The 21,446-nt window shown below is 69.5% G+C and carries 27 protein-coding genes; 10 read left to right on the plus strand and 17 right to left on the minus strand.

Features of this window, described 5'->3' with window-relative positions; genetic code table 11:
• Positions 1-15: 15 nt before the first annotated feature.
• From FN821_RS07150 to FN821_RS07165, 4 genes are read left to right on the plus strand one after another with little or no spacing between them, the layout of a single operon-like run.
• Positions 16-1,041, plus strand: coding sequence for a chorismate-binding protein (locus tag FN821_RS07150; RefSeq protein WP_131172036.1), 1,026 nt, complete (start codon positions 16-18; stop codon positions 1,039-1,041).
• The gene (locus tag FN821_RS07155; RefSeq protein WP_131172035.1) at positions 1,038-1,808 is read left to right on the plus strand and encodes an aminotransferase class IV; all 771 of its coding nucleotides are present in this window, start codon (positions 1,038-1,040) and stop codon (positions 1,806-1,808) included. The genes FN821_RS07150 and FN821_RS07155 overlap by 4 nt, the downstream gene beginning before the upstream one ends.
• A gap of 50 nt (positions 1,809-1,858) precedes the next feature.
• Entirely contained in the window at positions 1,859-2,881 is a 1,023-nt protein-coding gene (locus FN821_RS07160) for a ketopantoate reductase family protein (RefSeq protein WP_131172034.1), read from the plus strand.
• Positions 2,878-4,236: a cryptochrome/photolyase family protein gene (locus FN821_RS07165; protein ID WP_131172033.1), complete on the plus strand. Its 1,359-nt coding sequence runs from the start codon at positions 2,878-2,880 to the stop codon at positions 4,234-4,236. The genes FN821_RS07160 and FN821_RS07165 overlap by 4 nt, the downstream gene beginning before the upstream one ends.
• A gap of 27 nt (positions 4,237-4,263) precedes the next feature.
• On the opposite strand, the gene FN821_RS07170 is transcribed toward FN821_RS07165, so the two are convergent.
• From FN821_RS07170 to FN821_RS07175, 3 genes are read right to left on the minus strand one after another with little or no spacing between them, the layout of a single operon-like run.
• The gene (locus tag FN821_RS07170; RefSeq protein WP_206662044.1) at positions 4,264-5,676 is read right to left on the minus strand and encodes a glucose-6-phosphate dehydrogenase; all 1,413 of its coding nucleotides are present in this window, start codon (positions 5,674-5,676) and stop codon (positions 4,264-4,266) included.
• 4 nt (positions 5,677-5,680) lie between these two features.
• Positions 5,681-5,815, minus strand: a complete 135-nt coding sequence (locus FN821_RS14880; protein WP_277751015.1) for a hypothetical protein — start codon at positions 5,813-5,815, stop codon at positions 5,681-5,683.
• Positions 5,812-6,696, minus strand: coding sequence for a DUF2127 domain-containing protein (locus tag FN821_RS07175; protein ID WP_206662043.1), 885 nt, complete (start codon positions 6,694-6,696; stop codon positions 5,812-5,814). The genes FN821_RS14880 and FN821_RS07175 overlap by 4 nt, the downstream gene beginning before the upstream one ends.
• A 43-nt stretch (positions 6,697-6,739) precedes the next feature.
• Between FN821_RS07175 and FN821_RS07180 the strand changes: the two genes are divergently transcribed.
• Positions 6,740-7,090, plus strand: a complete 351-nt coding sequence (locus tag FN821_RS07180; protein WP_131172031.1) for a DUF6547 family protein — start codon at positions 6,740-6,742, stop codon at positions 7,088-7,090.
• 138 nt (positions 7,091-7,228) lie between these two features.
• Here the strand turns inward: FN821_RS07180 and FN821_RS07185 are convergent, their stop codons facing one another.
• The 6 genes from FN821_RS07185 to FN821_RS07210 all read right to left on the minus strand — a co-directional run bounded on the left by FN821_RS07185 (position 7,229) and on the right by FN821_RS07210 (position 11,342).
• Positions 7,229-7,630: a DUF309 domain-containing protein gene (locus tag FN821_RS07185; protein WP_131172030.1), complete on the minus strand. Its 402-nt coding sequence runs from the start codon at positions 7,628-7,630 to the stop codon at positions 7,229-7,231.
• A 52-nt stretch (positions 7,631-7,682) separates the two neighbouring features.
• Entirely contained in the window at positions 7,683-8,369 is a 687-nt protein-coding gene (locus tag FN821_RS07190; RefSeq protein WP_131172029.1) for a DUF5661 family protein, read from the minus strand.
• Positions 8,370-8,396: 27 nt separating this feature from the next.
• On the minus strand, positions 8,397-8,663 hold the full coding sequence (locus tag FN821_RS07195) for a GlsB/YeaQ/YmgE family stress response membrane protein (protein WP_131172028.1): 267 nt from the start codon (positions 8,661-8,663) through the stop codon (positions 8,397-8,399).
• Between the two features lie 144 nt (positions 8,664-8,807).
• Positions 8,808-9,458 (minus strand): response regulator, encoded by a 651-nt coding sequence (locus FN821_RS07200; protein ID WP_131172027.1) that lies wholly within the window; start codon positions 9,456-9,458, stop codon positions 8,808-8,810.
• 7 nt (positions 9,459-9,465) lie between these two features.
• Positions 9,466-10,476, minus strand: coding sequence for a serine/threonine-protein kinase (locus FN821_RS07205; RefSeq protein WP_131172026.1), 1,011 nt, complete (start codon positions 10,474-10,476; stop codon positions 9,466-9,468).
• Entirely contained in the window at positions 10,476-11,342 is an 867-nt protein-coding gene (locus tag FN821_RS07210) for a tryptophan-rich sensory protein (protein WP_165489290.1), read from the minus strand. Before FN821_RS07210 ends, FN821_RS07205 begins: the two co-directional genes overlap by 1 nt.
• Before the next feature lie 64 nt (positions 11,343-11,406).
• Between FN821_RS07210 and FN821_RS07215 the strand changes: the two genes are divergently transcribed.
• Both FN821_RS07215 and FN821_RS07220 read left to right on the plus strand, forming a co-directional pair.
• Positions 11,407-12,423: a sensor histidine kinase gene (locus FN821_RS07215; RefSeq protein WP_165489289.1), complete on the plus strand. Its 1,017-nt coding sequence runs from the start codon at positions 11,407-11,409 to the stop codon at positions 12,421-12,423.
• Between the two features lie 52 nt (positions 12,424-12,475).
• Positions 12,476-12,943, plus strand: a complete 468-nt coding sequence (locus FN821_RS07220) for a hypothetical protein (RefSeq protein WP_131172023.1) — start codon at positions 12,476-12,478, stop codon at positions 12,941-12,943.
• A gap of 78 nt (positions 12,944-13,021) precedes the next feature.
• On the opposite strand, the gene FN821_RS07225 is transcribed toward FN821_RS07220, so the two are convergent.
• Positions 13,022-13,759, minus strand: a complete 738-nt coding sequence (locus FN821_RS07225; protein ID WP_131172022.1) for a VIT1/CCC1 transporter family protein — start codon at positions 13,757-13,759, stop codon at positions 13,022-13,024.
• Positions 13,760-13,845: 86 nt separating this feature from the next.
• On the opposite strand from FN821_RS07225, the gene FN821_RS07230 reads away from it, so the two are divergent.
• Both FN821_RS07230 and FN821_RS07235 read left to right on the plus strand, forming a co-directional pair.
• Complete coding sequence (locus FN821_RS07230) at positions 13,846-14,340, plus strand: DUF1648 domain-containing protein (RefSeq protein ID WP_131172021.1); 495 nt, start codon at positions 13,846-13,848, stop codon at positions 14,338-14,340.
• A 208-nt stretch (positions 14,341-14,548) separates the two neighbouring features.
• Positions 14,549-15,781 (plus strand): polysaccharide deacetylase family protein, encoded by a 1,233-nt coding sequence (locus tag FN821_RS07235; RefSeq protein ID WP_131172020.1) that lies wholly within the window; start codon positions 14,549-14,551, stop codon positions 15,779-15,781.
• Here FN821_RS07235 and FN821_RS07240 read toward each other — a convergent pair.
• Positions 15,767-15,958 carry a hypothetical protein gene (locus tag FN821_RS07240; protein WP_131172019.1) on the minus strand — a complete coding sequence of 64 codons (192 nt, stop codon included), beginning with the start codon at positions 15,956-15,958 and terminating at the stop codon, positions 15,767-15,769. The two genes, FN821_RS07235 and FN821_RS07240, sit on opposite strands and share 15 nt — an antisense overlap.
• A gap of 179 nt (positions 15,959-16,137) precedes the next feature.
• On the opposite strand from FN821_RS07240, the gene FN821_RS07245 reads away from it, so the two are divergent.
• Complete coding sequence (locus FN821_RS07245) at positions 16,138-16,326, plus strand: DUF6440 family protein (protein ID WP_131172018.1); 189 nt, start codon at positions 16,138-16,140, stop codon at positions 16,324-16,326.
• 126 nt (positions 16,327-16,452) lie between these two features.
• On the opposite strand, the gene FN821_RS07250 is transcribed toward FN821_RS07245, so the two are convergent.
• The 6 genes from FN821_RS07250 to FN821_RS07275 all read right to left on the minus strand — a co-directional run bounded on the left by FN821_RS07250 (position 16,453) and on the right by FN821_RS07275 (position 21,415).
• Complete coding sequence (locus tag FN821_RS07250; protein WP_131172017.1) at positions 16,453-16,875, minus strand: ACT domain-containing protein; 423 nt, start codon at positions 16,873-16,875, stop codon at positions 16,453-16,455.
• The gene (locus FN821_RS07255) at positions 16,868-18,175 is read right to left on the minus strand and encodes a phenylacetate--CoA ligase family protein (RefSeq protein WP_131172016.1); all 1,308 of its coding nucleotides are present in this window, start codon (positions 18,173-18,175) and stop codon (positions 16,868-16,870) included. Before FN821_RS07255 ends, FN821_RS07250 begins: the two co-directional genes overlap by 8 nt.
• A gap of 31 nt (positions 18,176-18,206) precedes the next feature.
• Positions 18,207-18,812, minus strand: a complete 606-nt coding sequence (locus FN821_RS07260) for an indolepyruvate oxidoreductase subunit beta (RefSeq protein WP_131172015.1) — start codon at positions 18,810-18,812, stop codon at positions 18,207-18,209.
• Positions 18,805-20,460, minus strand: a complete 1,656-nt coding sequence (locus FN821_RS07265) for a thiamine pyrophosphate-dependent enzyme (protein ID WP_241660162.1) — start codon at positions 20,458-20,460, stop codon at positions 18,805-18,807. Before FN821_RS07265 ends, FN821_RS07260 begins: the two co-directional genes overlap by 8 nt.
• A 99-nt stretch (positions 20,461-20,559) precedes the next feature.
• Entirely contained in the window at positions 20,560-21,222 is a 663-nt protein-coding gene (locus FN821_RS07270) for a DUF6891 domain-containing protein (protein ID WP_131172013.1), read from the minus strand.
• Between the two features lie 10 nt (positions 21,223-21,232).
• The gene (locus tag FN821_RS07275; protein ID WP_131172012.1) at positions 21,233-21,415 is read right to left on the minus strand and encodes a hypothetical protein; all 183 of its coding nucleotides are present in this window, start codon (positions 21,413-21,415) and stop codon (positions 21,233-21,235) included.
• Positions 21,416-21,446 lie beyond the last annotated feature (31 nt).

A 21,446-nucleotide genomic window follows, 5' to 3' on the forward strand; every position in this document is an offset into this window, starting at 1 on the left:
TGGTGGGATACGGGCGTGAAGCGTCCGACGTATGGCCCGGCCGAGCCCCTCGCGGTGGTCGGCGGACGCCTCGCGACGGGCCTGCTGGACGTCACGTCCGACCTGGCCGCTCTCGATTCCGAGGGCTTCTGGGTCGTCGTCGCTCCGTTCGAGGGGGACGCCACCTGCGCGCGCTTCGAGACCGTGCGCCCGGCGAAGCCCTGGACGGGCGTCCGCTGGCAGGGGCCGCAGCGCGACTCCTGGCGCACCTCGCTGGACGCGGACGGGTTCGAGGCGGGAGTCCGCGCCATCCGCGACGTCATCGCCGCCGGCGGCGTCTACCAGGTCAACCTGACCCGCCGCCTGAGCGCACCGGCGCATCCGGGCATGTCGATCCCGGCCCTGGGTGCCGCGCTCGCCCAGGGCAATCCGGCACCGTTCAGCGCGGTCGTGCATCTGCCGGACCATGGTGTCCACGTCGCGTCGGCGTCCCCCGAACTGTTCCTGGGACGGGACGGGGCGCGCGTCTGGTCGTCGCCGATCAAGGGCACCGCGGCGACGCCCGACGGGTTCCTGGCCAAGGACACGGCCGAGAACATCATGATCGTCGACCTCGTCCGCAACGACCTCGGACGCGTCTGCCGGCCGGGCACCGTCACCGTGCCGGGGCTCCTCGACCTCGAGCCGCATCCCGGTCTGTTCCACCTGGTCTCGACCGTGTCCGGCCACCTGCGCGACGACGCCGGGTGGCCCGAGCTGATCGACGCCACCTTCCCGCCCGGCTCGGTGACGGGCGCGCCGAAGCTGGCCTCGCTCGAGCAGATCCGGCGCCTGGAGACCGCCCCGCGCGGCGTCTACTGCGGCGGCGTCGGCTGGGTGGATGCCGACCGTCGCCAAGGCGAACTGAACGTCGCCATCCGCACCTTCTGGATCGAGGACGACGAACTCCACCTCGGCACCGGCGGCGGCATCACGTACGACTCCGATCCGGCCGGCGAGTGGGCCGAGACCGAGCTCAAGGCGGCTAACCTGCTGCGCGTCGTCTCCGGGGAGGTCCGATGACTTGGGCGTGGCTGAACGGTCGCCTGGTGGACGCGTCCGCCCCCGCCCTGCTCGTCACGGAGCCCGGCTTCACGATCGGCGACGGCGTCTTCACCACGACCGTGATCGAGGACGGCGTCCCGTTCGCCCTCGGACGCAACCTCGCCCGCCTGATCCGGCACGCCGGGCGCATCGGCCTGCCCGTCCCGGACGAGGCCGAGCTGCGCGTCGGCGTCCGACAACTCTTGGACGCCGACGGCGTCACGTCCGGACGCCTCCGGATCGCGGTCACCCCGACGACCCTGCTCGTCTCGACTGCGCCGCCGCTGAACTACGGCCCCACGAGCATCACGGTCACGCTGCCGTGGCAGCGCAACGAGCACTCGCCGCTCACCGGGGTGAAGTCGCTGTCGTTCGGGGAGGCGTCCGTCGCGCAGCGCTACTTCCGGCCGCTGGGCGCCGACGAAGGCGTTCTCGCCAACACAGCCGGCGAGGTGTGCGAGGGCGTCACGTCCAACCTGTTCGTCGTCCTCCACGGTCGACTGCGGACGCCGCCGCTCGCGTCCGGCTGCCTGGACGGGGTGACCCGCGAGATCGTCCGCGAGAGGGTGCAGGTTGACGAGACCCCCATCCCGCTGGCGTCGCTGGGCGACGTCGAGGCCGCGTTCTGGGCGTCCGCGACGCGCAAGGTCCAGCCGATCGGACGCCTCGACGGCCGCGTCCTGACCACCACGCACCCGCTCATCGCGGAGGCCGCCGCCGCGATCGCCGGGTACCGCGAGGATTGAACACTCACGGGGCGCCGCATGGGTAGGCTGCCCGGGACGAAGGGGAGACCGTGAAGATCCTGGTCCTGGGCGCCGGCGCCATCGGTAGCTACATCGGCGGCTCGCTCGCGGCCCGTGGCGAGGACGTGACCTTCGTCGAGCGTCCCGAGGTGGCGGAGGTGATCGCGCGGCGCGGCCTGATCCTGCATCGCGGTGCCTACACCCGCACGGAGAACCGGCTCGCCGTCTTCACCTCGAACGCGGACGCCCTCGCCGCTGGTCCGTACGACGTCTGCGTGTTCGCCCTGAAGTCGTTCGATACCGAGGCGGCCGTCGACGCGCTCATCGCCACCGGTCACGAGGTGCCGCCGATCCTGTCGCTGCAGAACGGCGTCGACAACGAGCCGTTGATCGCCGCCAAGCTGGGCGCCGACCGGGTCATCGCCGGCACCGTGTGCTCCGCGGTCGCGAAGCCGGGCATCGGCGAGATCATCGAGGAGACCCATCGCGGACTCGGCATCGCCGAGGGTCACGAGCTGTCGGGACGCCTCGCCGCGTCCCTGGACCACGCCGGTCTCGGCGCCCGGCTCTACCCGCACGCGGGGCCGATGAAGTGGTCCAAGCTGCTGACCAACCTCACCGGCAACGCCACGTCGGCCATCCTCGACATGGGCGTCGGCGATCTGTTCTCTGACAAGCGCCTTTACGCGGTCGAGGTGGCGGTGCTGCGCGAATGCCTCGCGGTCATGGACGCGTTGGGCTTCGCGCCCGTCGACCTGCCCGGAACGCCCGTCCGCCTGCTCGCCCTGGCCACGAAGGTGCCGCGGATGATCGCCCAGCCGGTGCTGGTCAAGGCCCTCGGGTCCGGACGCGGCGACAAGATGCCCAGCTTCCACGTCGACCTCTACGGCGGCCGGGGACGCACCGAGGTGCACTGGCTCAACGGCGCTGTCGTTCGGCACGGCGCCGAGGTGGGCGTCCCGACGCCGGTCAACGCCGTCCTGACCGAGACCCTCGAGTCGCTGACCGAGGGCCGGATCGCCCTCGACACCTTCAAGAAGAATCCGGACTCCCTCCTGCGGCTCCTGCCGTGACGGCAGTCCTGTGGCTGCGCCGCGACCTGCGTCGCGGCGATCACCCGGCACTGTGCGCGGCGGCGTCCGAGGGGCCCGTGCTGCCGGTCTTCGTGATCGATCCGGCGTTCTGGGACGCCGCAGGTCCCGTCCGACGGGGCTGGCTGGCGGCGACGCTGCTGGCCACCAACGACGCCTACGGCGGGCGGCTGACGCTGCTGCGCGGTGATCCTCGCGAGCGCATCCCCGCGCTGGCCGCGGTGGTGGGGGCTGGATCGGTGCACGTGTCGACCGAGACCGAGCCCCAGGGGCGGGCGCGCGACGTCGCGGTGTCGGCGGCGCTGGCCGAGGGTGGCGTTGGCTGGATCGAGACCGGGTCGCCCTACGCAGTCACGCCCGGGCGGATCGTGACCGGCCAGGGCACGGGATTCAAGGTGTTCACCCCCTTCGCCAACGCCTGGCGCGGGCACGGCTGGCGCGGACCGGCGATCGAGCCGGACGGCGTCCGGTTGCTGGAGGGGGCGTCCGACGAGGGGGCCTGGGCGGTCGTCCGGCAGGCGCTGGCGGACTGCCCGATCCAGCTGCCCGAGGCAGGAGAGCCGGCGGCGCTGCGGCGGTGGCGGCGCTTCGTGGACGAGGCGTTGGAGGACTACGACATCGATCGGGACCGTCCGGACCTGGACGGGACGTCCTGGCTGTCGCCGTACCTGAAGTTCGGCGTCGTCCACCCGAGGACGCTGCTGGCTGACCTGGCCGGACGCCCCGGACCCGGCGCCGCGCGGTTTGTCACCGAACTTGCCTGGCGCGAGTTCTACGCCGACGTGCTGTATCACCACCCCGACTCGCTGTGGCACGACCTGCGTCCGGAGCTGGCCGACATGAGCTACGACGATCAGGACGAGCGCTTCGACGCCTGGCGGGAGGGGCGCACTGGCTACCCCATCGTGGACGCCGGCATGCGGCAGCTCCTCGCCACCGGCTGGATGCACAACCGCGTCCGGATGATCACGGCCAGCTTCCTCACCAAGGACCTGCACGTGTGGTGGCCGCACGGCGCCCGTCACTTCCTGGACCACCTGATCGACGGCGACTTGGCGTCCAACGCGCACGGCTGGCAGTGGACCGCCGGCACCGGCACGGACGCCTCCCCCTACTTCCGCATCTTCAACCCCGTCAGCCAGGGCGAGCGCTTCGATCCGCACGGCGACTACGTGCGACGCTGGGTGCCGGAGCTGGCTCACCTGCCAGGGGCGTCCGCGCATCGTCCGTGGAAACACGCCGACGGTTACGCCCACGACTACCCGCGCCCCATCGTCGATCACGCGGCCGAGCGGGCCGTGGCGCTGGAGCGCTACGCCGCGGCGAGGGGCAGGTAGTCGCGGTCCCTGAGCTTGTCGAAGGGCTCAGACCCAGTCGGTCGGACCCGCCCAGCCGGCGCGGTAGGTCGACATGGGCACCGCTCCGGACGCCCATGCATCCAGGACCGGACCCACGATCCGCCAGCACTCCTCGGCGACGTCGCCGCGGACCGACAGGATCGGGTTGCCCTCGAAGATGAACTCCAGGATCTCGCCGTAGGGACGCAACGGGCTGTCGTCGAGGTCGGTCGAGAGCACGGTCTCTTCGAGGTCGAACTTGTCTCCGGCGCCGTTCGTCGACAACTGCAGCGCGATGGTCTGCGGCTTGATCCCGATGGAGAGCACGTTGCGCGGCGCCTCGCCTTTGAACCCGACCGGCACGTGCGCGACGGGCTTGAAGATCGCGGTGATGCCGTTGCGCTCGTCGCCCAGCGCCTTGCCGGACCGCAGCGTGAACTTGACCCCCGCCCAGCGGGCGTTGTTGACGCGCAGGTCGACCTCGGCGAGCGTCTCGGTGTTGCGGGCCGGATCGACGCCGTCCTCGGCGGTGTAGTCGGGCACTTCGCGGTCGCCGATGTGGCCAGCCGTGTAGCGGGCGCGGCGCGAGCTGGTGACCGGGTCGCCCGTCCACAGGCTCGTCGCCCGGAGGGTGTGGGCCACGAGATCGCGCACCTCGCGCTCGTCGATGGACGCCACCTCCTCCATCGCAAACAAGGCCATGACCAGCAGCAGGTGGCTCTGGATCATGTCTCGCAGGGCGCCGTTGCGGTCGTAGTAGCCGGCGCGGCCTTCGAGGGCCAGCACCTCGTCAACGACGATCGCGACGGACTCGATGTTCTCGCCGTTCCAGACCGGCTCGAAGATCCGGTTGGTGAACCGGAGCCCGAGCAGATTCAAGACCGTCGCCTTGCCCAGGAAATGGTCGATGCGGAAGATCTGCCGCTCCGGCACGAGCTTGGCCAGCAGGGTGTTGAAGTCGTGGGCTGTCGAGCCGCTGGTGCCGAACGGCTTCTCCAGCCCGAGGCGGAGGCCCTCAGGCAGAGTGACGCCGACCAGGGCCTGACAAGCCTTGATGGTGACGGCCGGCGGCAGCGCGAAGTACAGCACCGAGTTTGGCGGCAGCGTAGACACGAAGGGCCCGATGGCCTGTGGATCGGTGACGTCGATCTTGACGTACCGCGTCCGCGCGACGATCTCCTCGATGCGGGCGGGCTTGGTCTTGGCCTCGGTCAAGGCGTCCCGAACGAGCTGCTTCCACGCGTCATCGCTGACGTCGTCCATGGCCGCTCCGATGACCGTCACGGCGAACCGTCCGGTCGAGTTGAGCAGGGTGCCCAGTCCGGGCAGTAGCAGCCGGTGGGTCAGGTCGCCGGACGCCCCGAAGATGACGAGCGTCACCTCCTGGGCCGCGCCGGGGGCGGTGGTCGAAGCGGCCGGGACGTTCGCGAGGTCGGTCACCAAGTCATTCAACACCGGACGCCTCGCGCGCGCCATCCGCCTCGGTCGGGTTCACGGCCGCCGTCGCCGGCTTCGCAGGCGCGTCGCCGACCGCTGGTGGCTGAGCCCCGGACGCCACGACGGGCGGTGCTGTCGTCACGTCCGTGGCCCCTCGGCCACCCTTGCGACCTCAGCCCCCGACGCCACCACGGACGGAGCCACGCCAGCGGCGTCCGGGATGGGTCGGGTGGTCCGGCCACCGTCGCGACGGAGCCGCTGTCCGGCAGCGGCGAGTTCGACCTCAAGCAGCGACGTGCTCTCGCGCTCCGCGTGGTGCGCCTTCGCGCCGCCGCGGACGCCGAAGAGCCGTTTGCTGAACACCAGGTAGGCGACCAAGAAGAGGTTGACGACCAGCGCGCCGATGCGCAGGGGCGTGATCTTGACGATCAACTCGTGGATCTCCAAAGGCAGGAACAGCGAGGTGGCGATCACCGCGACGTACTCGCCCCACCGCTTCATCAGCCACAGGCCGACGCCCTCGACGATGTTGAGGCAGGCGTAGAGCCCGATGCCCAGGGCAGCCAGGCGAACGGTCGACGCCGGCAGCGCCAACGCCTGCTGGATCCAGTGCATGGCGTTCAGGTCCTCGATGCTGATTCCCAGCTGGGCACCCAGCGGACGCAGCAGCGGGAGGTACGTGTCGAGGGTTTGCCGCACCGAGTCCTGGTGGCCGTTGAACTGGAAGATGCCGAACGCGATGACCCCGATCAGCAGGCCGCGCAGGGTCTTGTCGACGGCCAGCACGCGCAGGATGACGGCGTCCCGCAGCGCCTTGCCGCGCAGGATGACCGGGGCCTGGTCCGCCGGCCCGGCTCCGGCCGGCTTGCCGATGACGTAGTCGCCGCAGCGCAGGCAGCGCCAGGCCTCGCCCCACGGGGTGGGGATCCGCAGCCGGGCGGCCAGGTTGGCCTCGGACGGCGCGTACGTGACGTGCCCGTGCAGTCCGCAGCTGCGCACCTCGAGGCTGTAGTTCTTGAACACGACGGTCAGCGTACAAGTGGGCTTCGTGGGTCAAGATAGAGCCATGACCGACGATCGCTTCCTGTACCGAACCGTCATCGACGCCCTCGTCGTGCAGTGCCGCGACGGCCAAGGGCAAGTGTCCGCGCACCGCGTCCGGGCGGGCGTCTGGAACGAGAACGCCGAGGCCGTCGACGACGCCTCGCCCGACCAGCACGAGATGAACGTCCTGCTCGCGGGGCTGACCGAGGAGCAACGCCATGCGTTGGCCGTGCTCTTCGCCGAGGAATTCTCCTCGGGCGTCTACAACGCGCTGCAGGTGCTCGAGTTCGCCCGCGTCGTGCCCTTCGACGCGGGCACGGCGTCCGACCACTTCCTCGACCGGATGGACGGCTGGTCCTGGCCGGAGGACTGATCCGGCCGGCGGCAATCGCTGAGAGGTGGGCCGCGAGGCCTCCGTCGGCTGAGCCTGTCGACGCCCTGGCCGCTGCGGCTTCGACGAGCTCAGCCAGCGATGAAGCAGACTCACACAGAGCCAGAGGTCAGGACGTCCTCAGCCCACGGCCCGTCGGACGCCCGCCACCACTCGACCCAAGTCGAGGCCATAGGTGGGGCCTGACGTCGCCTCGTACTCGGCGAGGCGTCCAGCGCCGCGTTCGACCAATCTGGACGCCCCGCGCGCGTTCCCGCGTCCGGCGTGGGTGAGCGCGACGGCCAATTGAGCCAGCCCCTGCCATAGGCCGCGCTCGGCTTCCGGGCAGGACTTCCAGCGGCCCTCCAACACCTCGTGCGCCGCGAAGGGACGCCCCGAGGCGATCAGAGCACGTGCGGCGTCCAGGGTCTCGATCGGGGGTCGGGGGGAGTCGTCGACCGGCGGTACGCCGACGGCGTCCCAGTCCAGCGGACGCCCCAGCGCATCCCGAGGACGGGTGCGGCGCGCGGCGGGCTCGGACATGCGAACACCGTAGGCGCCGGGATCGCTCCCGGCACCTACGGTGTCCGACGAGTCAGGCCGAAGCCTGCGCGAGCTTTTCGTCCATGCGGGCGGCCAAGAGGCTCTTGGCGTACTGCAGCAGCGCTAGTTGATCGCGGAGGTCCGCGTACGGCGTCCGTTTGAGCTGCATGTTGAAAAGCTCGCCCTCGGCCTCCATGACGCGGAGGCGGGCGTAGTAGAGCGTGTCCTCGGTGAGGTGGGCCAGGACGACCATGCCCGTCAACAGCGGATGGTTCATGGTGACGTTCTGGCCGCGCTCGCGACCGTGCTCCAGCTCGACGGCGAGGGCGTACGCGAACTCGTCGAGGTGGCCGAGCGTGGGGGCGTCCAAGAAGGTCTTGGGCTCGCTCATGAAGTCGTTGAGGACGTTCTGGACGGGCTTTCCGCCCTCGGACGGCTTGAGATAGCCATCGCGGATCAACGCCGCGAGCAGGCCCAGAATCTTGTCGGCCTCGCCGCGGGGCACGACGTTGAGTCCGTGCCGATCGGCGGGGGCGATCTCGTCCAGGGTCAGTTCGGCCCAGTTGCGCCGGATGCCGAGCGACCGGCAGAACGAGCCGACGGCGTCCGAGGTCAGGAAGTCGAAGACCACGTCCGCGCCTTCGGCAAAGCTCGACACCGTGTCGACCACGTAGTGGGCGAGGGTGGTGGAATCGGCCTTGGCCTGAACGGCTTCGGCGAAGGACGCGTACGTGGTCATCGGACTCTTTCGGGTGGACGTGGTCGGTTAGCGGGGCAGCGGACGGCGGCCGGTGACCGCGCGGACCACACCGAGCAGGATCACGGCGCCGAGAACGGCGGTCAGCAGGGAGGCGATGAGGCCGTTGCCCTCGGGTTGGAAGCCGAACAGGCCCAGCACCCAGCCGCCCACGAGGCCGCCGACGATGCCGACGAGGATGTTCAGCAGCACGCCCTGCTGGGCGTCGGTCTTCATGATCATCGAGGCGATCCAGCCGGCGATACCGCCGATGATGATCCACAGCAAGAAACCCATGATCGGTCCTTTCGAGAGGTAAACGCCGGGCTCCGTGCCTGGCAAAACCCAACCTACGGACGCCTCCGACAGGGACCAACGCCGCAGACGGAACCTGCATGGTGCAGTCAGCGCCGATGGGTGCCGACCCCCAACGACGGCGGATCAGGGCTCGATCAGGCCTGTCCGGATCGCGAAGCGGGTGAGCTCGAGGCGGTCTTTCATGCCGAGCTTTTCGAGCAGATTGGCGCGATGGCGCTCGACGGTCTTGGGGCTCAGCACCAGCATGTCGGCGATCTCCTTGCCGCTGTGGCCCTCGGCGATGAGCTTGAGGATCTCCTCCTCGCGGGGGGTGAGCAGCGAGGAGGAGGCGCTCTCGGACCCCTTGGCCACGTAGTCCCGGATCAGGCGCGTCACGGCCCCCGGGTACAGGAACGGCTCGCCCCGCAGCGCCGAGCGGCATGCCGTGATCAGGTCGCGGTCGGCCTCGGCCTTGTGCACGTAGCCGGCCGCGCCGTGCTTCAGCGCCTCGAAAAGGTACTGCTCGTTGTCGTGCATCGACAGGATCAGGATCGGCACCTGCGACCCCCTGCGCGACAGCTCCCGCGCGGCCTGCAGGCCGGTCATCCGCGGCATCGTGATGTCGAGAATCGCCAGATCGATGCCGCCCGCGACCACCCGCTCCACCGCGGACGCCCCGTCCCCGACCTCGGCGACCACCTTCAGGTCGGGCTGTGAGTTCAAGATCATGCGGACGCCCTGGCGCACGAGCGCGTGGTCGTCTGCGAGCAGGATGGCGGCGGGCTTGGTGGGCATGGGGGTCCTAGAGGAACAGGGCCGCCAGGCACAGCACGACCACCAGCAGCGTAGCTGCCACCGCCAGCACCTGTTGAGTGCGGCGCGGGTTGACCAGATCGGGGGCTAGCGGCTGGCGCCCGGTCGTGGGTGAAGCAGGCGTCAGGGGAGGTGCCGGTGGGCGTCTGTCGGGCAACGGCGGCACCGGAACCATGCGCAGCCCGCCCGTGTTCGGCTGCAGGTCTTGGATCACCGCGTCGGCGGACGCCGGTCGAAGTCTTGGATCCTTGGACAGGCAGCGGCTGACCAACTCGGCCAGGTCGGACGGGACCGACGAAGGAAGGGGCGGCGGCGGCTCGTTGACGTGGGCGAGCGCGATGGCGACGGGTGTGGCGCCATCGAACGGCTTCACCGAGGTGAGCATCTCGTGGGCGACGACGCCCAAGGCATAGAGATCGCTCGCAGGCGACGCGGGCTGTCCGGTGGCCTGCTCAGGGCTGAGGTACTGCGGCGTCCCCAGCACTTCGCCATGCTGCGTGAGGGGCTCGCCTTGGACCGCGCGGGCGATCCCGAAGTCGCTGAGTTTGGCCTCCCCGGACGCTGTGACGAGGATGTTGCTGGGCTTCACGTCACGATGGATGATGCCCCACTCGTGCGCTTCGGCCAGGGCGGACGCCACCTGGATCACCACCGAGCGGACGAACTCGGGCTCCAAGGGCCCTCGTGTGGCGATCAGTTGGGCGATCGTTTTGCCGGTCACCAACTCCATGACGAGGAAGGCCAACCCGTGGTCCTCGCCGTAGTCGTAGACGTTGACGATGTTGGACGACCGCAACTTCGCGGCATACTGCGCCTCGTCCCGAAAGCGGCGGGCGAACACCTGCTCGGACGCTGTGTGCGGGTGCATGATCTTGATCGCCACGGGCCGATGAAGCAGCTCGTCGTTGGCCTCCCAGACCGCGCCCATTCCGCCGGATGCGATCCGTCGCCTGAGGCGATAGCGCTCCTTGAGGACGAACCCGTCCTTGAGTCGTTCCATCAGCGTCCGGTTCTTGGCACGTTCGCCAGGCTAGCCGCACCGTCCGCAGCCCTCACCTGGGGTGCGGACCCGCGCATCAGTGGCCAGACGAAGGCGAGCGTGACAGCGACAGCGCCCGCGAAGGCCAGCCCCGCGATCAGCGGCGACGACAGGGCACCGTGCGTGCGCTGACGGATGATCCAGATCAGCGCCCAGCACACCGCGATCGGGATGCCCCAAACTCGGGGATAGCGGATCGACGCGGCCACCGCGGCGGCGATCACGACGAGCAGCAAGATGACGGCAAGGGCCTGGGACGCCGCACCCGCCGGATTCGAGCCTCCGTGGCGAACGACCGCCATCACGTTGGCCGCTGACGCCACGAGCAGCCAGCCCAAATAGAGCCCGAACGTGCCTTCGACGATGATCGCGGCGGCCGGACCTGCCGCGCGGCGTCCGCGGACGCGTTCGAGGAGCATGATCACGGATGCCAGCACTGCCAGCACCAGGGGAATCGTCGCCCAGACGATGCCGCGCATGGCGGCGGTGATCCACAGCATGTTCAGCAGCATCGACATGGCGGCCGGCCACACCCCGGTGCGTCTCCGCTCATTGGACCGGGAGTCCGGGAACCACACCAGGACGGCGCAGCCGAACAGGCCGAGGTAGATCACGGTCCAGATCGAGAATGCGAGGGTAGCGGGCGCCAGCAGCGTCGCGTCCGGCCCGAAAATGCCACCGGACGAGGCCCCGATACCCGGTCCCATCAGCGTCGAACTGGATAGCCCCGCGTACAGCAGCAGGAGGGCCGCGAAGCCGATGCCGAGCTTCGGCAGGAACGACAATTCAGCAGAGGTGAGCGCCCCAGTCGCCTGCTCCTGTGCCATCTCACCCCGATCCGAATCTCCCCGACGATACCGCGACACCGGCAACGGACATAGAGTGCGCAGCATGCCCATGTTCTGGCGGCTGTTCCTCGCAAACGCGGTCGCCTTGGCGGTGGCGTTCCTGGCTCTCGCGTTCGGGCTGGTTACTGTCTCGGTCCCGCCAACCAGCGACCAACTATTCATCCTGATTCTGGGCTTCGCGTCGCTGTTGCTGGTCAACGCCGCCATGGCGAGCTACGGCCTCACGGGGATGTCGGAGCTCCGGGAAGCCATCGCGCATCGATCCGATGAGCCCATCGTGCTTCCGGCTGGCGCGGCTCCCGAGCTGCGTACGCTCGCGGCCACGTACAACGCGATGCTGGACAGACTCGAGAACGAACGGACGGCCACCGCGAGGGCTGCTCTGCGGGCGCATGAGGACGAACGCGCTCGCCTCGGACGCGACCTCCACGACGAGATCGGCCAGAACCTCACCTTCTTGCTGCTTCGGCTCCGGGACGTAGGCAAGGCTGCGCCTCCCGAGTTGGAAGCGGAGTTGGAGGCCGTCTCGGACGCCACCCGGACGACGCTGGAGCACGTGCGGTCCTTGTCCCGGCAGCTTCGGCCCGGCGCCCTCGCCGACCTCGGACTCAAGCCGGCGCTGGCGTCCCTGCTGGACGATGCCCGCCAACTGGGCCTCTCCACGGACCTTCAGTTCGCCGGCTGGGTCACCCCGGACGCCGAACGCGACCTGGCCATCTACCGGGTCGTCCAAGAAGCACTCACGAATATCATCAAGCACGCCCAGGCGACGTCGGTGACGGTGTCCGTCGAGCGGATCGACGACATGCTGGCGGTCAGGATCGCTGACGACGGCCACGGACGCGCCGGCATCGACGGAACCGGCACCGGCAGCATGCGCGAGCGCGTCCGGCTTGTCGGTGGCACCTTCCGTCGGGAGGCCAGCCCCGGAGTGGGCACCACCGTGGCCATCGAGGTCCCGTTCGCTGTCTCGGGCGGCACCGAGTCGGGCCCTCCGACCCGACCCATCCCGACGATCAGCATGTTCCCGCCGCCCGCCTGGGGAGAGACCGACGACTGATGTGGCGCGCCGGTTTCGGCCGCGACTCAGCGCCCAGGTAGCCTGACGGACTGTGAATTCGCGAGCCATTCTTCCCGGCGTCCAGGGTGCGGTCGGCCTGGCCAACGATCTGTGGCGCGGACACGTGCTCACCGTCGACGGCGTCCGCGCCAAGAGCGAGGGCGGCTTCTACCTGCTGCCCGGCACCGACGGGCAGCCCGTCAAGGCGAAGCTGAAGGGGCGCTACTTCACCGACCAGCCGGTGCTCACCATCGGCGACGCGAGCTATGCCACCGGGGAGCCGAGCCCGCCGTTCCTGTTCATCATCGCCTTCCTGCCGGTTCTGTTCTTGTTCGGAGGGAACCCCTTCGCCATCGCGCTCGCCGCGGTGGGCGTATTCGTCAACTTCTGGGTGATCCGGGCGCAGCGGGCGGAGGCGTGGAAGTCGATGACGATTCTCGGGCTCTTCGTGGGAGGCGTCCTGTTGATGGCCATCTGGGCGTTCGTGTCCAGCTGGGTGATGAGCCTGCTGCCGCACTGACGCCCGTTCAGGTGCCAGCCTCAGAGCGAGGCCGGCGAGGCGTCCGCTCTGTCTTGAGGCGGCCGGGCGGACCCAGGATCAGAGGGCGAGGCCGACGAGGCGTCCGATCCAGTAGGTGACGCCCATCGCGACCAGCCCGCCCACGACGTTGCGCGCCATCGACTTGCCCACGGGCGTGCCGCCCCAGCGGGCCCCGAAGTAGCCGGTGAGGGCCAGGGCCGCCACCACGGCGGCGATCGTCACGTAGATCTTGGACGCCGTCGGCGCGAGCAGCATGGCGGCCAGCGGCAGCATCGACCCGGCGGCGAAGGCCAGGGCCGACGAGATCGCGGCGTGGGTGGGGTTGGTCAGCTCGTTGGGGTCGATGCCCAGTTCGGCCTCGGCGTGCGCGGCGAGGGCGTCGTGGTCGTGGAGCTGCCGGGCAACCTGGGCGGCCAGCTCCGGGGTGAGTCCCTTGTCGACGTAGAGCGACGTCAGCTCGGCCAGCTCCTCCTCGGGCATCTCTTCCAACTCGCGCCGTTCCTTGGCCAGGAGCGCCGACTCGGAGTCGCGCTGGGCGCTGACCGACACGTACTCGCCGACAGCCATCGACAGGGCGCCGGCCGTCACGCCCGCGACGCCCGCGGTGAGCAGCGCGGCGAACTCCATGGTGGCGCCGGCGACGCCGGTCAGGATGCCGGCCGTGGACACGATCCCGTCGTTGGCGCCCAGCACCGCCGCGCGGAGCGCGTTGATCCGGGGTGCGTGCGAGCCGGCGGACGCCTCCTTGGCCTGGTAGGCCTGGGGGTCTTCCGCCAACGGTTTGGTGTCCGGCATGGGTCCTCCTGTCCGACGGTCAGCATCTCATTGTGGTGGACGCCGCCGCACGGCGTGGCTGCCCCGGGCGGTGAGGCCCCGTCGCGATGGGGTCGCTGCACGAGCCGACCGGCGACCCGGTGAGGCCTGCGCAAGGTGCCCGGCGCGGCGGCGTCCCGGTGCTCGCGGCGGGGATCCTGCTGCCGATGACGTACCCCGGATTGCCGGAGACGGTGCCGACGCACTTCGGCGTCGGGGGCCAGCCGGACGGCTGGGGTCCGAAGTCCAGCATCTTCGTGGTCTTCGGCGTGCTGACCGTGATGATGGTGGGGATCAGCGTGCTGTCGCGCTTCCCGCGGGTGTTCAACGACTCGGTGGCCGTGACCGAAGGGAACGCCCAACGGGTGTATCGGGCGGGGGAGCGGCTCATGGTGTGGCTGCTGGGGGCGCTGGGGGTCATCGTCCTCGGGCTCACCTCGGCCTCGATCGAGCCTGACGGCATCGGCATGCCCATCGTGTGGGTGGGGGTGGCGTTGACGATCCTCGCCACCGTCGCGGGGGTCGTCGGGACGGTCCGCGCTGGCCTCGCTGGTGGTCTTTAGGGGGATGCCGCAGCACTTGCCGGTCCGTCCGGGCCAGTGCGGGCGATCTCTTGCCCAGGAGTGAGGCGAGGCGTCTGGGCGGCGTCCAAGACTCAAGGAGGGCACGATCAGGGTGCTTCTCAGGCCGCTCTAGGCGTCATCTCAACGCGGGTCGCTAGTCTTTCCGCGGAACCAACCAGCCCACCACCCACGAAACGGCAGGTACTTCATGCTCCACAGGCGCGCCCTCATGGGCCTCGGCCTCGCCACCAGCGCTGCGGGCCTCGCGGCGTGCACCGCGCCAGGGGCCCCCGTTGTCACGACGCCCTCGACCGCGTCGGGCTCGACGAGCGCGGCCGCGTCCTCAACCTCGACCTCGGCCAAGCCGAGCCAGACCACGCCGGCGGCGACGGCGTCCGATGGTGCTTGGGGGGAACCGGACGTCAAGCTCGGCGACCCGATCGGGGACGGCTCCCAGGCGCCGTCGCCAGACCCGCAGCCCTTCCAGCGAGAGATCAAGAAGCTGGCCAAGGGTGAGAAGCCGCCGCAGTTCGTGGTGTTCAGCTGGGACGGCGTGTCCGGCGACGAGAACCGGGTGCAGGCCTACATCAAGGCGGCGCACGAGGTGCAGGGCACCCAGACGATGTTCCTGTCGGGCCTGTACTTCCTGCCGCAGTCCAAGAAGACCGAGTACCACCCGCCCAAGCGCAAGCCGGGGGCGTCCGACATTCCGTACATGTCCGACCTGACCGTGCGCCGGACCATCGAGAACGCAGCGATGGCGTGGAAGTACGGCAACGAGATGGGCACGCACTTCAACGGGCACTTCGACGGCGGCGCCAAGACCTGGACCAGCGACGACTGGGAAGTCGAGCTCAACGAGGCCATCAAGCTCGTGACCCACTGGCGCACCAACACCGGCTGGACCGACATCGATCCGCTGCCCTTCGACTACACGAAGGAACTCGTCGGTGCCCGGACGCCCCTCCTGGCAGGTGCCGCCACCCTGATGCCCATCGCGAAGAAGCACGGGTTCCGGTACGACTCGTCCGGCGTCCGCAAGAAGGGCTGGCCGGTCAAGAACAGCTACGGCATCTACGACATGTCGATGTTCGCCGTGCCGTTCCGGACCGGCTCGAGCCTGCCCATGGACTACAACTACTACTTCACCCAGGCGGGCGGTAAGAACACCGGCACCCCGGCCCAGCGTGCGACCTGGCAGGCGGAGCACCTCGACTCGCTGCGAGCCGGGCTCAAGATGTGCATGTCCACGAACCGCGCGCCGCTGATCATCGGCAACCACCTCTCGCCCTGGCTCGGCGGTATCTACCAGCAGAACCTGCTCAAGCTGATGACCGAGTTCGGCAAGACGCCCGGCGTCCAGTTGGTGTCGTTCCGCTGGCTCTGCGACTGGTTGGACGCCCAGGATCCTGAGGTGCTGGCGGATCTACAGAAGTCGTAACTCGCCGATCGCCCGCGGGTTCCGGATGCCGGCACCCGCGAAGCCGGTGAAACCTAGCTTCTCGTAGTCCATGACGTCCACCAACTGCTGCGGCGTCGGTGGATCGGGCCACCCGACGAAGAGTCCGGAGATCATGTCGGGCGTGACCGCACCAGCGTCCGTGACGTACTCGACCATGGGTTGATCCTGGCACGTGGTACACCGTCGGCACGTTGGCTCACGTCAAATGGTTGGCCAAGTCTGTCGTGGACGCCGTCGCAGCAGGCTCGCTTCGATGGGGGGTAGGCCACGCGGGTCCAACGGTCGGGGTGGAGGCGAGCGCGAGCGTTTGATGCAGCACGTTCTAGCCTGAGGCCATGGCAAAAGAACCCCCACGTTTCGAGGTCGTCCATTCTGAGGGCGCGATCTACAAGACGCAGATCCTCCGTGATACCGAGACTGGCGTGAACTACCTGTGGCGCACCGAGGGCTATGGCGCGGGGCTGACCCCCTTGCTCAACGCCGTCGGCGGCGTCGTGATTACGGGACTTCCAGAGCGCCGCTGACGCCCGTGCGGTCCCGCGGGCGCGCCCCGCTTCGATCTCCTGGGCCGAGTGATCCCGGGTGGGACGAACTCGCCGCACGCGCCCTTGGGCCGTGTGCCTGCCTGCCCTCGACGCCGAACGGCGCCGTCAGTACAGGGACGCCTCGCGCAGCAGCTTGAGCGCCTCATCGCGGGGCGTGAGCTTCATGATCAGCAGGGCGCGGCCGAGGCGTCCGGCTAGCTCGGCGTAGAGGTACTCGATGCTGACGCTCGAGCCTTCGAAGACGTCCAGCAGCTCGGCCAGCCCGCCCGCGTGGTCTGGCACCTCGACGCCCACGACGTCGGTCAGCTTGGTCCGGAACCCGGCGGACTCGAGGGCCGCGACGGCGGCGGCCGGGGAATCGGTGATGACCCGCAGGATGCCGAACCGCTCCGTCTCGGCGATCATCGCCGCCCGCAGGTTGACCTCCGCGGACGCCAGCGTGCGGGTGGCGTCGGCCAGCACGCCCGGACGGTTCTCGAGGAAGACCGAGACCTGGCGAAGCTCGAAAACGTGCTCGTCCTCAAGCATGGGTGGTGACCTTTCGTCGATCGAACACGCGCTTGGCCTTGCCCTCTGAGCGCTCGATGGTTTGTGGGTTGACCAGGACGCACCGCGCCTGGATGCCGGTCTCCGCGTGCAGTTCCCGCTCGATCGCGCGTTCCAGCGCCAGCACGTCGCCGAGGTCGTCGCTGAACAGCGACTCGCTCATCTCGACCTCGACGGTGAGGGTGTCCATGCTGCCGTCGCGGTCGACGATGATCCGGTAGTGCGGCTCGACGTCCGCCACGCGCAGCAGCACCTGCTCGATCTGCTGCGGGAACACGTTGACCCCGCGGACGATCAGCATGTCGTCGGTGCGTCCCATCAGCCGGTGGATGCGCCGAGACGTCCGCCCGCACGCGCAGGGCTCCGGCATCAGGTAGGTGATGTCGCGCGTCCGGTAGCGCAGCACCGGCGTCCCCTCGCGGGTCAGCGTCGTCAGCACCAGCTCGCCGCGTTCGCCGTCCGGCAGCGGACGCCCCGAGTCCGGGTCCACGATCTCGGGGTAGAAGTGGTCTTCGAAGATGTGCAGGCCGTCCTGACCAGGGCATTCGGCGCCGACGCCGGGGCCGATGATCTCGGTCAGCCCGTAGATGTCGAACGCCTTGATGCCCAGCCGGCGCTCGATGTCGGCGCGCATCTCGAGGCTCCAGGGCTCGGCGCCGAAGAAGCCGACCCGCAGGGGCAGCGCGGCGGCGTCCACCCCGTGCTTGGCGGCGTACTCGGCGATGTAGAGGGCATACGAGGGCGTGCAGCAGAGCGCCGTCGTGCCGAAATCGACCAGCGTGTCGAGCTGGCGGTGCGTGTTGCCGGACGAGACCGGCAGCACCATGGCCCCCAACGCCTGCCCGCCGTAGTGGGCGCCGAAGCCGCCCGTGAAGAGTCCGTAGCCGTACGCCACCTGAACGATGTCGGATGCCCCGACGCCGCCCATGTCGAGGGTGCGTCCCATGACGTCGCCCCACAGCTCGAGGTCGCCGCGCGTGTAGGCGTCCACGACCGGCTTGCCCGTCGTGCCGGACGACATGTGCGCCTCGACGATCTCGGACCGGTCGACTGCGAGCAGCCCGAACGGGAACACCTCCCGCATGTCGCACTTCGACGTGAACGGCAGCCGCGCGATGTCGTCGAGTGTCTCGATGTCGTCGGGCCGGACGCCCGCGGCGTCCAGTCGCTGGGTGTAGAACGGCACCCGCTCGTACAGCCGCCGCACCTGCGCTCGCAGGCGCTCGGCCTGCAGCCGCCGCAGCTCCGCGACCGGCAGCGTCTGGACCCCGTCGTTCCACATGGCTACACGGTGCCGGACGCCGGGGTGTCGCTTAGCTCGTCTCAGACTCCAAGCGGACGCCGAGGGCGGAGGCCGCCACGCGGCGTCCGACCTCGAAGCCCTTCAGGTTCGCCTCGGCCGTGCCGGGCGGCACCAACTCGGTGATGGCTTGGGCGTAGGCGTCCAGGGGTAGGTCGGTCAGCATCGAGACCGCGCCGAGCAGGACCGTGTTCTTGGCCTTCGGGTTGATCTGGCTGCGGAGCTCCCGCATGTCGAACCGGACGACCCGTCCGAACCGGGACGCGATCTCGTCGTCGATGTCGGCCGGGTAGGCGGCGATGCCCGTCGGCAGCATGTCGGTGTCCGCGTAGATCGCCGTCGCCCCGGGACGCGCCCACGGCGCCCAGCGCAGCAGCTCCATGCGCTCCAGTGCGTAGATGACGTCGGCCTCGCCGCGGCCGATGACGGGGGAGTGCACCTCCGGCCCGAACCGGACGTGGCTGAACACCGGTCCGCCGCGCTGGCTCATGCCGTGCACCTCGGACTTCTTGACGTCCAGACCGGCGAGCATCGCAGCCTCGGCGAGGATGTCGGACGCCAGGATGATGCCCTGGCCGCCGACGCCGACCATCAAGACGTTGGTGACGTTCTCAGCCACGGTCGGCCCCCTTGCAGACCGCGCTGAGTTCGAGCGCGCGCCAGGCCTTCTTCTCTTCGAGCTTGCCGGACTTCGACAGGTCCTTGGCCTCCATGATGCAGAGGCCGACGGCCGCGAGGAGTTTCACGCCCGGCTTGGCGGCGAGTTCGTCGATGGTCTGGGCGATGAGCGCCTTGTTGTTGCCGTCCACCACCGCGACGTTCTCCTCGGGCATCCCGAGGGCCCGGCACAGCAGGGTGTAGTCGACGTGGGTCGAGTTCTCGTGGCCCATCCGTTCGCCGGACATCGGGTTCTCCTGGGCGCCGGTCATCGCGGTCGTGCCGTTGTCGAGGACGACGAACAGGCCGTCGCGCTTGTTCCAGATGGCGTTGAGCAGGCCGGTGATGCCGGAGTGCGCGAACGTCGAGTCCCCGATGACGGCCGAGACGTGGGCGCGCTCGGTGTGGCTCTGCCCGGCCTGGGCCAGCACGATGTCCATGCCGTGGGCCATCGTGAACGACGCACCCATGTCGACGAGAGTGTCCATGATCCGGTAGGGCGGCAGGACACCGAGGCTGTAGCAGCCGATGTCGCCCGACACGTAGAGCCCGCGCTCGCGGAGCACGTCGAAGACGTGGCCGTGCGGGCAGCCGGTGCACAGGCCGGGCAGCCGCGGGGGCACCTCGATGTGGCCGTCCGGCACGGACGCCGGCACGCTCAGTCCGAGCGAGGCGCGCAGCACCTCGGGCGAGAACTCGCCGATGGTCGGGAAGGTGTCCTTGCCGTGGCAGGTGATGCCCCACGCGCGAACCTGGGTCTCGATGATCGGGTCCAGCTCCTCGACGACGTACAGCGTCTCGACGGACGCCGCGAAGTCGCGGATCAACTGCTCGGGCAGCGGATTGACGATGCCCAGCTTGAGCACGGACGCGTCCGGCAGCACTTCACGGACGTAGCTGTACGGGACGCCGGAGGTGATCACGCCGACGCTGCCGCGGCGCTCGAGGATGTTCGCCGGATGCGTCTCGACGACCCGGGCGAGCTCGCCCATGCGGGCCTCGACGGCGAGGCGGCGTCCGCGGGCGTGGCCGGGGATCATCACGTACTTGGCGGGGTTCTGGTCGACGCCGACCGGGTGCTTGGCCGGCTTGATGGTCAGGTCGACGTCGTCCACGACGCCCTTGCTGTGCGAGAGGCGGGTCGTGGTCCGGACGAAGCACGGCGTGTCGTGCCCCTCGCTCAGCTCGAAGGCCCAGCGGGTGAACTGCCGTGCGTCGGCGGGGGTCGAGGGCTCGAACATCGGCAGCTTCGCGGCGATCGCGTAGTGCCGGTTGTCCTGCTCGTTCTGCGAGCTGTGCATGGACGGGTCGTCCGCGGTCACGACGACCAAGCCCGCGTTGACGCCGGTGTAGGCGGCCGTGAACAGGGGGTCTGCGGCGACGTTGACGCCGACGTGCTTCATCGTCACCAGGGCCCGCCCACCGGCGATGCAGGCGCCGAGGCCCACTTCGAGGGCGACCTTCTCGTTGACCGACCACTCGGTGTAGAGGTCGGGGTAATGGATCAACGCCTCGAGGATCTCGGTGGACGGCGTCCCCGGGTAGCCGCAGCCGACGGCCACCCCCGCCTCCCAAGCCCCCAGCGCGATGGCTTCGTTGCCACTCAACATCTTGCGCACGGTTTCGACCTTTCTTGCGACCGCCTGCGAGCCTACGCTGGCGTCGGTGCCCGGTTCGGGAATTCCTAGCGCCATTCGCTACAGCGGCGGCTAATGCTCGTGATCGTGCCCGCAGGAACCATCGCATTCGTGGTCCTCGGCGTCGACCAGCGGGGTGTCGACGACGATCGGTTCGACCACGATCGGGGCGTCCGCTTCGCCCGACCAGGACGCCTTCAGCCCGTTCTTGGTGAGGATCCGGACGGCCTCGGCCGCGACCGCCGGCACGGCCGCACTGTCGGCGTCGAACGTGCCGAAGGCGATCTCGAGGCGTCCGTGCAGCACCATCTCGTCCAGGTCGCCGATGAGCGAGTAGAGGTAGCCGCGTAGGCGTCCGCCGCCGGCCTCGATCTGCGCCAGGGCGTCCTCGAGGTCCTCCATCGCATCGGACGCCTCAAAGGCGTCCCCGTAGCTGAACAGGATGCCCGCCTCGAAGAGTTCGTCGAGGGACGCCATGAGCGCGGCCGCGTCCGGTGAGAGCTCGGTGACGACCTCGTTGTAGGCGTCCACGACCTCGTCCACGACCGCCGGCACGTCGGCCGGGGCGACGGGGGCGTCCTCGGGGAAGAACTCGGCGAAGTTCTGGGCGAACTCGGTGAACTCGTCGACGAGCTCCTCCACGTCCGCCCCGCCGGACGCCAGCCGCATCGTGATGGCCCCCCGGAACGTGGTCTCGGACGGCGGGTACTTGCTGGAGAAGGCGGCACCGGTCATGCCCTTTACGTTATCCCTCGGGCGCGGACGCGTCCGGCCGTTCGGTGCGCAGGCGCCGCCCCTGGGTGACGAACTTCTCCTCGGCGGCCACCACCGCCTTGATCATCGAGACGTCCCGGGGCGGGAGCTGGATCGACCGTTCGGCCTCGATACCCGCCAGCAGCTCGCGAACGCGCTCGAGCTCGGCGTCCACCTCGCCGCCGGAAGGCGTACCGCCACGCCGA

The sequence above is a fragment of the Propioniciclava tarda genome, from assembly GCF_900182665.1.
Classification (GTDB): Bacteria; Actinomycetota; Actinomycetes; order Propionibacteriales; family Propionibacteriaceae; genus Propioniciclava; species Propioniciclava tarda.